The organism is Comamonas sp. B-9 (assembly GCF_000410635.1).
GTDB lineage: Bacteria > Pseudomonadota > Gammaproteobacteria > Burkholderiales > Burkholderiaceae_C > Comamonas.
On the sequence record NZ_APCR01000458.1, the window covers coordinates 1 to 11746 of the forward strand.

Annotated in this window: 11 protein-coding genes and 1 pseudogene; 8 read left to right on the plus strand and 4 right to left on the minus strand. The window is 63.8% G+C overall.

Annotation, left to right across the window (positions count from 1 at the left end; genetic code table 11):
* The 5 genes and pseudogenes from H928_RS32065 to H928_RS26095 all read left to right on the plus strand — a co-directional run.
* Positions 1-292: pseudogene (locus tag H928_RS32065) on the plus strand (hypothetical protein); the annotation flags it as partial.
* A gap of 30 nt (positions 293-322) precedes the next feature.
* Positions 323-1396, plus strand: a complete 1074-nt coding sequence (glnL, locus tag H928_RS0104300; RefSeq protein ID WP_052329739.1) for a nitrogen regulation protein NR(II) — start codon at positions 323-325, stop codon at positions 1394-1396.
* A 68-nt stretch (positions 1397-1464) separates the two neighbouring features.
* Positions 1465-3021 carry a nitrogen regulation protein NR(I) gene (ntrC, locus tag H928_RS0104305; protein WP_021025409.1) on the plus strand — a complete coding sequence of 519 codons (1557 nt, stop codon included), beginning with the start codon at positions 1465-1467 and terminating at the stop codon, positions 3019-3021.
* A gap of 131 nt (positions 3022-3152) precedes the next feature.
* Positions 3153-4079: a hypothetical protein gene (locus H928_RS0104310; RefSeq protein WP_148293033.1), complete on the plus strand. Its 927-nt coding sequence runs from the start codon at positions 3153-3155 to the stop codon at positions 4077-4079.
* 404 nt (positions 4080-4483) lie between these two features.
* On the plus strand, positions 4484-5815 hold the full coding sequence (locus H928_RS26095) for a dicarboxylate/amino acid:cation symporter (protein ID WP_021025412.1): 1332 nt from the start codon (positions 4484-4486) through the stop codon (positions 5813-5815).
* Between the two features lie 77 nt (positions 5816-5892).
* Here the strand turns inward: H928_RS26095 and xth are convergent, their stop codons facing one another.
* Positions 5893-6669: an exodeoxyribonuclease III gene (gene xth / locus H928_RS0104325; RefSeq protein WP_021025413.1), complete on the minus strand. Its 777-nt coding sequence runs from the start codon at positions 6667-6669 to the stop codon at positions 5893-5895.
* A 260-nt stretch (positions 6670-6929) separates the two neighbouring features.
* On the opposite strand from xth, the gene H928_RS0104330 reads away from it, so the two are divergent.
* Positions 6930-7235, plus strand: a complete 306-nt coding sequence (locus H928_RS0104330; protein WP_027010542.1) for a type II toxin-antitoxin system HigB family toxin — start codon at positions 6930-6932, stop codon at positions 7233-7235.
* Positions 7232-7627 (plus strand): type II toxin-antitoxin system HigA family antitoxin, encoded by a 396-nt coding sequence (locus tag H928_RS0104335; protein ID WP_021025415.1) that lies wholly within the window; start codon positions 7232-7234, stop codon positions 7625-7627. Before H928_RS0104330 ends, H928_RS0104335 begins: the two co-directional genes overlap by 4 nt.
* Before the next feature lie 73 nt (positions 7628-7700).
* Here the strand turns inward: H928_RS0104335 and H928_RS0104340 are convergent, their stop codons facing one another.
* Positions 7701-8825 carry an SLC13 family permease gene (locus tag H928_RS0104340; protein ID WP_021025416.1) on the minus strand — a complete coding sequence of 375 codons (1125 nt, stop codon included), beginning with the start codon at positions 8823-8825 and terminating at the stop codon, positions 7701-7703.
* A 164-nt stretch (positions 8826-8989) separates the two neighbouring features.
* On the opposite strand from H928_RS0104340, the gene H928_RS0104345 reads away from it, so the two are divergent.
* Positions 8990-9694, plus strand: coding sequence for a nitroreductase (locus tag H928_RS0104345; RefSeq protein WP_027010543.1), 705 nt, complete (start codon positions 8990-8992; stop codon positions 9692-9694).
* 3 nt (positions 9695-9697) lie between these two features.
* On the opposite strand, the gene H928_RS0104350 is transcribed toward H928_RS0104345, so the two are convergent.
* Positions 9698-10888 (minus strand): AAA family ATPase, encoded by a 1191-nt coding sequence (locus H928_RS0104350; RefSeq protein WP_021025418.1) that lies wholly within the window; start codon positions 10886-10888, stop codon positions 9698-9700.
* A gap of 4 nt (positions 10889-10892) precedes the next feature.
* Positions 10893-11746, minus strand: an 854-nt coding sequence (locus H928_RS26100) for an acetyl-CoA acetyltransferase (protein WP_021025419.1), incomplete at its 5' end; no start/stop codon positions are given.

Here is an 11746-nt window from a genome sequence, read left to right on the forward strand (position 1 = left end):
CGCGCGCGCGCCCGCCGCTGCCACCCCCGCGCCACGCTCCACCACGGCCGATGGCCGCGCCCGCGATTCCGATGCGCGCCTCATCCTCGAGACCGAGCTGAAAAAGGCCCAGGATAAAAAGCTTGCTTTGGCGCGCGAGTACAACAACGGCGAGCCCGAGAAAAACGCCCTGGAGATGCGCAACCCTGCCTTCTACACCAAGCGCGTGGCCGATCTGAAGCAGGAAATCACGCGCAACGACAGCGATATCGCCGGCATCCAGCGTGAGCTCCAACGCCTGCCGGCCCCATAATCAAAGCTTCTACCTTTTGGGGCATATCCCATGTCTGACCTCCGTGCCATGGATCGCGAATGGCAGGCGCTGGAACACATCGCCACCTTGGTCGCCGTGATACGGCTCGATGGCGCCGCCGTGCGGGTCAATGCGGCGCTGGAGAATGCGCTGGGCGTCTCGCGCAAAAGCATTCTGGGCCACTACTTTGGTGGATTTTTCCAGGACGATGAGCTGATCCACAAGGCCCTGGTGGATGCGCGCGCGCAGCGCTTTTCCTCGCTGCGCTTTGAGGCGCAATTGCGGCGCAGCCTGCAAGACGCCTTTCCCGTGCATGCCAACCTCTCCTGGTGGGAGGAGGAGGAGAGCATTCTGGTGGAGCTGTGGCCGCTGGAGCAGCAGGTGCGCCAGGACCGCGAGGAGCGTGTGCGCGAGCAGGCGCTGGCCAACAAGGAGCTGATCCGCAACCTTGCCCACGAGATCAAGAACCCGCTGGGCGGCATACGGGGCGCGGCCCAGCTGCTGGAGCTGGAGCTGCCCGATGCCCAGCTCAAGGAGTACACCGACGTCATCATCCACGAGGCCGATCGCTTGCAGGCCCTGGTGGATCGCTTGCTCGCGCCGCACCGCCACCCGCACACGGTGGGGGATGTGAATATCCACGAGGTCTGCGAGCGCGTCTGCCAGCTGGTGCTGCTGGAGTACCCGCAGGGCCTGCGCATCGAGCGCGATTACGACACCTCGCTGCCCGAGATCCGAGGCGATCGCGAGCAGCTGATCCAGGCCTTGCTAAACATTGTGCAAAATGCTGCGCAGGTGCTGGTGCCGCAAATGGCCCAGGACAATGCGCGCATTACTTTGCGCACCCGCATTGCCCGGCAGCTGACCTTGGGCCGCAAGCGGCACAAGTTGGCACTGGAATTGCATGTCATCGACAACGGTCCTGGCATCGAGCCGGACATCAAGGAGCGGATCTTCTACCCCTTGGTGACCGGACGTGATGGTGGCACGGGCCTGGGTTTGCCGCTGGCGCAGACCTTTGTGCAACGGCATGAAGGCCTGATTGAATGCGAGAGCGAGCCCGGGCGCACGGATTTCCGCATCATGCTGCCGTTGACAGACTAGGGGGCAGTTGGCTTCCCTTGCTGCAGGACCACGGTATGTAGAACTGTAAGGGTAGGGTGATAGCGACAATGAAACCAATCTGGATAGTGGATGATGACCCGTCGATCCGATTTGTACTGGAGAAGGCACTCGCCCGCGAGCAGCTGCCCACGCGCAGCTTTGTGCATCCCAAGGAAGTACTCGAAGCCTTTGACAATGTGAGCGACCAGGCGCTGGCGCCGTCGGTGCTGGTCAGCGACATCCGCATGCCGGGCGGCAATGGCCTGCAGTTGCTCGAACAGGTGCACGAAGACCATCCGCAGCTGCCGGTCATCATCATGACCGCGTACTCGGACCTGGACAGCGCCGTCTCGGCCTTCCAGCGCGGGGCCTTTGAATACCTGCCCAAGCCCTTTGACCTGCCCAAGGCCGTGGAGCTGATCAAGCGCGCCGTGCAGCAGAGCGAAAGCCAGGCGCCCGAGCTGTCGCAGGCCGCTGGCGGCGGAGAAATGCTCGGCCAGGCGCCTGCGATGCAGGATGTGTTCCGTGCCATTGGCCGGCTGTCGCAAAGCAATGTCACGGTGATGGTGACGGGTGAGTCTGGTTCGGGCAAGGAGCTGGTCGCGCGCGCGCTGCACAAGCATTCGCCGGTGGCGGGTGGCCCTTTTGTCGCCATCAACACTGCGGCCATCCCCAAGGATCTGCTCGAGAGCGAGCTGTTTGGCCATGAGCGCGGTGCTTTCACCGGCGCGCAGACCCAGCGCCGCGGCCGCTTTGAGCAGGCCGAGGGCGGCACCTTGTTTCTGGACGAAATCGGCGACATGCCGTTTGACCTGCAGACACGGCTGCTGCGCGTGCTGTCTGACGGACATTTCTACCGTGTGGGCGGCCATGTGCCGGTCAAGTCGCATGTGCGGGTGATAGCGGCCACCCACCAGAACCTGGAAGACCGGGTGCACAAGGGCGTGTTCCGCGAGGACTTGTTCCACCGCCTCAATGTGATCCGCCTGCGCCTGCCCCCGCTGCGCGAGCGCAAGGAAGACATTCCGATGCTGGCGCGGCATTTTCTGGCTGCCAGTGCCAAGCAACTGGGGGTGGAGCCCAAGCAGCTGTCGGAAGCGGCACTGGCCCAGCTGGCCCAGTTTGCGTTCCCGGGCAATGTGCGGCAGCTGGAGAACATCTGCCACTGGATCACCGTCATGGCGCCCGCGCAATGGGTGTCCGTGCAGGATCTGCCACCGGAAGTGCTGCAGGCCACGCCTGCTGCGCCGCCGGTCACCCCCAGCCAGCCCAGCGCAGCGCAAGCCGTGCAGGCTGCGCCGCAAGAGCACAGCTACCGGCCCGCTGCCGCTGAGGTGCCAGCCAGCCTGCCTGCCGTGTCCATGCCCGTCCATGGCGTGCCCAATGGCGCAGCGCAGGGCGGCGATTGGGAGGGCGATCTGGCCCGCGAGGCCGATGTGCTGCTGCAATCGGGCAGCACCGAGGTCTGGGATGTGCTCAGCCGCCGCTTTGAATCGCAGCTGATCAAGAGTGCGCTGGCTGCTACCCATGGCCGCCGCATGGAAGCGGCCCAGCGCCTGGGCATTGGCCGCAACACCATCACGCGCAAGATCCAGGAGCTGGGGCTGTCGGCCAGCGATGATTGATGCGTAAGCGCGTCGATCTTTAGAAAAGCCGCCGCCCTCCAAGGCGGCGGTTTCGCTGACAGAGGCCAGCCATCGATACGGTTTGAACCGTGCCACAATGGCCTATTCCTGTCTGTCCGGTGGTGCAATCCATGCAAAAGATGACTTCGGTGTTTTCGGCCCAGGCGTATCGCAATTCGCCCGAACGCATTGGCCGCCAGCGCTCGGCGCTGCTCAATAGCTTGCGGCTGGCAGCGTCGACCGCCAATGGCATGGCTCAGCTGGCGGGCGACGCGCTGCACGGTGCCATGGCCGGCGGCCTGCCGCCCAAGGCCAAGGCCCTGTGGGGCAACCCAGCGCGCGAAGACAGCTACTGGCGCAGCCACTACCAAAGCATGGATTTTTATGTGGCGGGCCAACCCTTCGAGGCCTACCGCCCGGCGCTGGCGCTGGGCTGGTATGCCGCGCAGCGCAACCCCTCGGGCTTTGATGCGCTGGCCACCCAACTGGAGGTGCAGTGGCAGCATGTGCGCGGCAGCAACCCCATGGACTGGCCCGAGGCGAGGACCATTGCACGCGCTGCCTATGACCATGCGATCAGCGGCCTGCAAGGCGAACAGCTGTCTGCCGCCCAGGTGCAGCACGCGGTGCGCGTGCTGCAGCAAGGACTGGCCGATTGCGAGGAATGCCTGGTCGCGGGCAGCGAGCAAGCCCGGGCGATTGCGCTGCGCAGCCATCTGTATGCGCTAGCCGAGCAGTTCCGCGCCATGGACTGGCAGCTGCAGGATGTGCAGCTGCAACTGGCCGAGCCCAGCCCGCTGGTCGAGCGGCCGGGGCTGAGCGCTGCCGGCCGCATGCACCGCCGCTGGACCGAGTTCAAGCAGCGCGCCAACCTCCACAGCGACCGCGACCTGATTGCCGAGTGCAACCTCAGTCTGGTGCTGGTGGCCGAGCGCTACCAGCGCGTGCTGGAATCGGCCTTGCCGCTGGATGTGCGGCCGCTGCTGCAAGGCCAGGCGCAGCAGCTGCGCCGCTATACCGATGAGCTGCAGCATATGCAGGACGCCCGCGCGCGCTAGAGCGCGCGTTCTGAATAAGCTGTTACAAGACGTCTATACGAAAGCGGGCAGACTGCCTGTGAAGCCGCCCGCACTGCGCCGTAAGTTGCCTGGCAGCTTTGTAATATTTCCCGTGAATTGGGAAAAAATTACCATGTAGGCGCCCACTTTCTCAAGGCGTACGCGTTTACCCGTAAAAACTTGCGGCTACAATCGGGCCCGCAGAACCTGCAATCCTGCCGTCCAAGGCAGCCTCATCGCTCTTCCCTTTTGCGGCCGATCCGCCGCTTGCACCCGGCAGCAAAGCCTGCCCGGGCTGGAAAAAGCGCACACAGTCCAGCATGAACGCCTTGCTGATGTGCCGCATACGAGGCCCAGATCGCCCTGGACAGCACCATAAATCACAGACATCAAAGGTATTGGTTATGGCTCTCACGGGCAAAAAGGGCTCTTCGTCGGCGCTGTGGATTTTGGCGGCGATGCTGGCCGGTATTGCACTGGGCTACGCAGTCAACGCAGGCGCTGCGGATGCAGCCGCTGCCAAGGATATTGCTGGCTATATCGCTATCGTCTCGGATGTGTTCCTGCGCTTGATCAAGATGCTGATCGGGCCGCTGGTGTTCTCGACCCTGGTGGTGGGCATTGCACACATGGGCGATGCCGCCTCGGTGGGGCGGGTGTTCTTCAAGGCCATGATGTGGTTCCTGACCGCATCGCTCGTGTCGCTGCTGTTGGGCATGGTGCTGGCCAATGTGCTGCAGCCCGGCGCCAACCTGGGTCTGCCGCTGCCCGATGTGAGCGCGGCCACGAACCTGGCCACCGGCAAGTTCACCTTGCGCGAGTTTATCAACCACACGGTGCCCAAGTCGTTTGCCGAAGCGATGGCGAACAACGAGATCCTGCAGATCGTCGTGTTCTCGATGTTCTTTGGTGTGGCCATGGCCGCGCTGGGCGACAAGGCCAAGACGCTTCTGGCCGCCATTGATGAGCTCTCGCATGTGATGCTCAAGATCACCGGCTATGTGATGAAGCTCGCGCCGCTGGCGGTGCTGTCGGCCATGGCCTCGACCGTGGCCATCAATGGCCTGGGCATTTTGCTCAAGTTCGCCGTGTTCATGGGCGAGTTCTACCTGGGCCTGTTCATTCTGTGGTCGCTGCTGGTGCTGGCCGGCATGGCCTTCCTGGGCAAGCGCGTGTTCAAGCTGCTGACCCTCATCAAGGAGGCCTTCATGGTGTCCTTTGCCACCGCCAGCTCCGAAGCTGCCTACCCCAAGATCCTCGACGCGCTGGACCGCTTTGGCGTCAAGCGCAAGATCTCGAGCTTTGTGATGCCGATGGGTTACTCCTTCAACCTCGATGGCTCGATGATGTACTGCACCTTTGCGACCCTGTTCATCGCACAGGCCTATGGCATTGAGCTGTCCTTGGGCACGCAGATCACCATGCTGCTGGTGCTGATGCTCACCTCCAAGGGCATTGCCGGCGTGCCGCGCGCCTCGCTGGTGGTGATTGCCGCCACCTTGAGCCACTTCAACATCCCTGAAGCAGGTCTGCTGCTGATCCTGGGCATCGACACCTTCCTGGACATGGGGCGCTCCGCGACCAATGCGGTGGGCAACTCGCTGGCCTCTGCTGTGGTCGCGAAGTGGGAGGGAGAGTTGCTGTCCGAAGAAGACGCCGAAGCCCTGGGCCGCAAGCTCGATGCCGAGGCCGCGCTGGCGATGCATGCGCTGCCGGAGACGGATCCCAAGGCTTGATTGAGGGCTGCGCTCAGCGCGGTACAGACAACAAAAAAACGGGCTGCGGCCCGTTTTTGCATTGGCCGAAGGTCAGATCAACCCAAGGTCACCACCACCGGTGCATGGTCGCTGGGCTGCTTGTTCTTGCGCGGTGCGCGGTCAATCGTGCAGGCGCTCACCGCACCCTTGAGTGCATCGCTCACCAGGATATGGTCAATGCGCAGGCCCCGGTTTTTCTGAAAGCCCAGCATGCGGTAGTCCCACCAGCTGTAGCTTTTTTCGGGCTGCTCGAACAGCCGGTAGGCATCGGTCAGGCCCAGCGCGAGCAGGCTCTGGAAAGCATCGCGCTCTTCCTTGGTGTGGTGGATGGTGTCGCGCAGGCCATCGGGGTCGTAGCTGTCGCGGTCTTCCGGCGCCACATTGAAATCGCCCACCAGCACCAGGCGCGGGTGCAAGGCCATCTCGGCCTTCACATAGGCCTCCAGCCCGCTGAGCCAGCGCAGCTTGTAGGCAAACTTGTCCGAGCCCGGCTCCTGGCCGTTGACGAAATAGCAGTTGATCACGCGGATATCGCCAGCCGGGCTGGCCACCGTACCGGCAATGATGCGCGATTGCTCATCGGCAAACTGCGGGTTGGCGCGCACCACATCCTTGAGCTCGCCCCGGCTGAGCAGCGCCACGCCGTTGTAAGTCTTCTGGCCAAAGGCCACTGCCTGGTAGCCGGCCTCGGCCAAAGCCTCATGCGGAAACTTGTCATCGGTCAGCTTGAGCTCCTGCAGACCCAGCACATCGACCGGGTTGGCCGCCAGCCATTCCAGCACCTGTGGCAGACGGACGGAGAGGGAGTTGACGTTCCAGGTGGCTATGCGCATAAAAATATCTTTCTATTAATCAATGATGTGTGGAGGCGTTTGGCCGCCAGAAAAGCGCTAGCGACCAACATAGCTACCAGTCCTTCGCACCTTCGGAATTCTTGCTAGGCTCCATTTTGCTGCATGCTGGTGGTCAGATCTGCCTTGGTCCAGCTGCGGCGTACTTGAGGAAAACCTCCTTGGCATTATTTTGGCTTCTCAGCAGAGCCAAACTACACAGTCACTTGTATCAGTCCCAATTCAGGACTAAAATTCACCCTATGCGAATCATTGCCCTGTCCACGTTGCGCACATTCTGGGAGAAGCATCCACTCGCGATGGCTCCTTTGCAGGGTTGGTACCAAGAGGTTTCCAGTGCGGAATGGAAAACACCGGCTGAGATCAAGGCTCAGTACCGCAATGCAAGCTTTGTTGGAAACAACCGTGTTGTGTTCAACATCAAGGGCAATGACTATCGCATCGTCGTTGCGGTGGTTTACAAAGCTGGGGTCATGTTCATCAAGTTCGTTGGCACCCATGAGGAATACGACCAGGCTGACGTCGAAACTGTGGAGCATAAAGCATGAAATTCCAACTCAAACCGATTCGCACAGAGGCTGACTACCAAGCCGCTTTGAAAGCGGCTGAGGCATTCTTTGATGCACCAACTGAGCCAGATCCAGACAGCGAAGAAGGGGCAGCGTTTGACGCGCTTGTTACGCTGATTGAGGCCTATGAGCGGAAGCACTATCCCATAGACCCACCGGACCCTATTGAGGCCATTAAGTTTCGAATGGATCAACAAGGACTGTCAGTGAAGGATCTTGTGCCGATGATCGGGCAGACCAATCGGGTCTATGAGGTGCTAGCGCACAAGCGCCCGCTCTCTTTGACCATGATTCGTAGCCTGCATCGAGGCCTTGGCATTCCTGCTGAGACATTGATCCGCGAGACTGGGGAAAGCCCCGCGAGGATTTAGCCGGGCGTGGCAGCTTCGCTGAGGTTTGGCTTCAACTGCTTTGGCAAAATATGGCGCCATCGCATGTGCCACTTCACCCCAAGTGCAACAATGCCGCCGAGGCCGCGCACACCAGCAAGAACGGAATGCTGATGCGGTGAAACTCCCACAGCCCATTGGGCAGCCGGGCCAGGCGCAGTGCGATCAGGTTGGCGAGCGAGCCCAGCACGCAGCCAAAGCCGCCGACACTCACGCCAGCGGCCAAGGCTGGCAGGTCGCGCACGCTGCCGTCGAGCAAGATGGTGGCAGGCACATTGCTGATGACCTGTGACGCCACAATAGCGGCCAGGTAGGCGCGCCAGCCCTCGGCAATCGGCCACTGCAGCAGCAGCGCTTGCATCGCAGGCAAGTCAGCCACCTGGCGCAGCACCACAAACATCAGCGCAATGGTGGCCAGCAAGGCCCAGTCCACGCCGCGCAGCACCCGGGGCGCTGCCAGTGCAAACACGCCAAACACCAGGCCCAGGCCGGCCAGGGTCCAGTGGCGCTCCAGTGCGATGACAAAGGCCACAAACAGCAGCACCGCGATGCTCAGCAGACGCGGCTGCACGGCAACGGCTGCAGTAGCCGGCTTGAGCGTGATGGCGGTGCGCGGCACCAGCCACCAAACTGCCACCAGCAGCCAGGCCTGCATGATGGCGACGGTCGGGCCCATCATCGCCATAAAGCCCAGAAAGCTCTCGCCAGAGCGGTGCCAGAGGTAGAGGTTTTGCGGGTTGCCGATGGGGGTGAGGGCAGAGCCGGCATTCACCGCCAAGGCCTGCAGCACCACCAGCCGCGCCAACGGCAAATGGGCCTGCGCGGCCAGCACGGCCGTCAGCGGTACCAGCAGAAACAGGCTGACATCGTTGGTCACCAGGGCCGACAGCAGCGCCGCCGTGGCCGTCAGCAGCAGTGCCAGGCCGCGCAAGGTCGACACCCGCGTCAGCAGCCGCTGCGCCGTGGCCTGCAGCATGCCGCTGCGCTCGACCGCCTGGGTGATCGCCAGCAGGCCGGCCAAGGCACCAATGGTCTGCCAATCGACCAGCGCCATGGTCGCCTGCGGGCTGCGCGGCTGCCAGACGGCAAATCCTAGGGCCAGCGCCAACAGGATCCAGAGCAGCATATTGCCACTGGGGGCATCTTGCGGCGCGTCAGAAGAGGGAGATGAGGTCGACATAGCAGAGGGCGAGGGAGAACGCTCCGCCACGGCGGAGAAGTGGATGGATTGTGCTGCAAGTCGGCGCTGCCTGCGCGGCGCTGCCCGCATGGCGCTGCCCGCGCGGCCCGAGGCGGCTGGATGGCAAATATAAGCGCCCATTCACTACAATGGCGGCCACTGCCATGAACAAGCCTCTTTCTCCTTACCTTATCAGCACGGCCGCCCCAGCAGCCAACAGCGCGCAGCTGCGCCGTTCGGTGCGTGGTTTTAGCTCGCAGCCTGTCGCCGATGCACTGCTGCACGATTGCCTGCAGGAGGCACGGCGTGCGCCCAGTGGCGCCAATTTGCAGCCCGGCTACTTCTGGCAGGTGTGCGGCGCGCGGCGCGACCAGCTCTCTAGCCGCCTGCAGCAGGCCTATGCGGCGGGCGAGCAAGAGGCCGAGGACTATGGCTATTTCCCCAACCCTCTGCCGCTGTCGCTGCGCAAACGCCAGATAGCAGCGGCCCAGGCCTTGTATGGCGCCTTGGGCGTGGAGCGGGGCGATGCAGCCGGGCGGGGCGCGCAGTTTGGGCGCAACTTTCGCTTTTTTGATGCCCCCGTGGCCCTCATCATCACCATCGACAGTGGCTTTGGGCCGGGCGGCTATATGGACCTGGGCATGGCCATCTACGGACTGATGCTGGCGGCGCAGTCACGCGGTTTGGCGACCTGTGCCATTGGCGCCATGGCCTCGTACCCTTGCCTGATCCGCGATGCGCTGGCGCTGCCCGCCACGCAAACCGTGGTCTGCGGCATGGCCTTGGGCTATGAAGATGTGGGTGCGGCGGTGAACCAGACCTTGACGGCCCGCGCCGAGATGGACGCGTACTTCAAGCGCCTCGATTGAGCATCAGCGCTCATGCCATTGCCAGCGCGGCAGCTCGCTCGCTGGGATATTGGCGATATGGGTCTCGCCCAGATTCTTTTCCAAATGGATGGCTTGGTAGTCCAGCTCCGCGGCGGCGTCTTCCAACGCGGCCAGCAGGCGGTTGGCGTGGGTGACGACGATCACCTGGGTCTGGCGCGCAGCCACTGCGATCAGCCGGCCCAGCGCGGGCAGCAGATCGGGGTGCAGGCTGGTTTCGGGCTCGTTGAGCACCAGCATCTGCGGTGGGCGTGGCGTTAGCAGCGCGGCAATCCACAGCAGATAACGCAAGGTGCCGTCAGACAGCTCATTGGTATGCAAGGGCCGCAGCAGGCCGGGCTGGTGCATCAGCAGCTCCAGGCGGCTGCGATCCTGGTGTACCGAGATGGTGGCGCCGGCAAAGGCATCGTCCACCGCTGCCATCAGCGCCTCGTGGTCGCCAATGGCATGGATGGTTTCCCAGGCCGCTGCCAGATCGGCGCCATCGTTGCTGAGTACCGGCGTGTAGGTGCCCAGCTGCGGCTGGCGCGCAGGGGCATCCACATCGCTGCGGAAATGGTCGTAAAAGCGCCAGGAGCGCAGCTGCTCGCGCACGGTCAGCATCTCGGGCGCGGCAACGGGGTCAACAAACTCGGTCAGCATGCTGGCCCAGCGCGGGATAGGGCGCTCGACCGGCTGCCAGTCCGCGCCACGGCCATCACCGCGCAGGCGCAGCTGGGCAGCCTGGCGCTCCACCAACGTGGCGCTGGGGCGCCAGGTTGGGCCGGCCCAAAGCGCCTCGTGCTTGATTTCGGGGTCGTGTGCAAAGGCCTGCAGAGCCTGGTTGGGGACCGGCATGCCAATGTCAATGGCATAGCCAAAGCCGTCCTCATCGGAGGCAAAGCCCAGTTGCAGCTGCAGCGGTTTGCGCCGAACCGTCCCTTGCACCGGTACTTCGCCGCGGCGCATGCGCGCCGTGATTTCTTCGGGCCCGGCCCAGAGGGTGGATGCCAACCCGCCTTCCCGCACCAAGGAGCGCACCACGCCGCCATGGGCGATATCGGCCAGCAGGCGCAGGGCCTTGTAGACGCTGCTTTTGCCGCTGCCATTGGGCCCGGTAATGACGGTGAGCTGCCCCAGCGGCACCAGCAGCTGGCGCAAGGAGCGGTAGTTGGCAATGGCTAAGGTGCTGAGCATCCCGTCAATATAGCAGCGCCGTCTGACGCACCAGCGCCGCGCTGCCCAGGCCGCCGGCACCGGCTACCGCCACCAGCCCCAGGGCTGCGGATGTGCCCGTTTTCGCCTGTTCCAGATCAGCCAGCACGCGGACCAGAGCCACCGCAGCCGATGCCCCAATCGGGTGGCCGCGCGCGATGCCGCCGCCATGGCGGTTGAGCAGGCTGGCATCCGCACCCTGGCCTTGCAGCAGCGCCTGCCATTGCAGGCCCTGCACCGCAAAGGCATCGTGCAGCTCGATGGCGGCCAGCTGGGACCAGCCCAGTTCCTCTCGCTGCAGCAAGGCCCAGGCAGCCTCAAAGGCCAGCACCAGCGGCATCGCAGGCGAGCCGCCCAGCGACTGGTGGCCAAGCCATTGCGCGGCAGGGTACAGGCCCCAGCGCCGGCAGGCGGCTTTGCTGACCAACAGCACCAGTGCCGCTGCATCAGCCTTGGGCGAGATGGCGACGGTGCTGACGGCATGGTCGCGGCGCGCCTCGTCGGCCATGTCGGCATCGGTCTGCGCGACCACCGGCATGCGGTCCAACTGGCGCTGGCGCAAGACGCGCGGAAAGGCGTCTTGCGTGATGCCTGCCACGGGGATGATTTCGCGTGCCAGCGCAGCGGCACTTGCCAGCGCGCGTGCATGGCTGGCGGCCGCATAGCTGTCTTGCGCGGCGCGGCTGTAGCCGGCGCTGGCGGCATAGCGGGCGGCGGCCAGCAGCAGATCCGGATCCTCATGCGGTAGCGGGGCAAAGGGCGGGCGCTCATAGGGTACGGCGCTGTCACCTGCATGCAGAGGGCGGGTGGCACGGATGGGGGCGCGGCTCCAGGCCTCAG

Bases quoted from the DNA above. Each gene is read 5' to 3' on its own strand.
- glnL (WP_052329739.1), top strand. From the start codon at position 323: ATGTCTGACCTCCGTGCCATGGATCGCGAATGGCAGGCGCTGGAACAC.
- ntrC (WP_021025409.1), top strand. From the start codon at position 1,465: ATGAAACCAATCTGGATAGTGGATGATGACCCGTCGATCCGATTTGTA.
- H928_RS0104310 (WP_148293033.1), top strand. From the start codon at position 3,153: ATGCAAAAGATGACTTCGGTGTTTTCGGCCCAGGCGTATCGCAATTCG.
- H928_RS26095 (WP_021025412.1), top strand. From the start codon at position 4,484: ATGGCTCTCACGGGCAAAAAGGGCTCTTCGTCGGCGCTGTGGATTTTG.
- xth (WP_021025413.1), bottom strand. From the start codon at position 6,669: ATGCGCATAGCCACCTGGAACGTCAACTCCCTCTCCGTCCGTCTGCCA.
- H928_RS0104330 (WP_027010542.1), top strand. From the start codon at position 6,930: ATGCGAATCATTGCCCTGTCCACGTTGCGCACATTCTGGGAGAAGCAT.
- H928_RS0104335 (WP_021025415.1), top strand. From the start codon at position 7,232: ATGAAATTCCAACTCAAACCGATTCGCACAGAGGCTGACTACCAAGCC.
- H928_RS0104340 (WP_021025416.1), bottom strand. From the start codon at position 8,825: ATGTCGACCTCATCTCCCTCTTCTGACGCGCCGCAAGATGCCCCCAGT.
- H928_RS0104345 (WP_027010543.1), top strand. From the start codon at position 8,990: ATGAACAAGCCTCTTTCTCCTTACCTTATCAGCACGGCCGCCCCAGCA.
- H928_RS0104350 (WP_021025418.1), bottom strand. From the start codon at position 10,888: ATGCTCAGCACCTTAGCCATTGCCAACTACCGCTCCTTGCGCCAGCTG.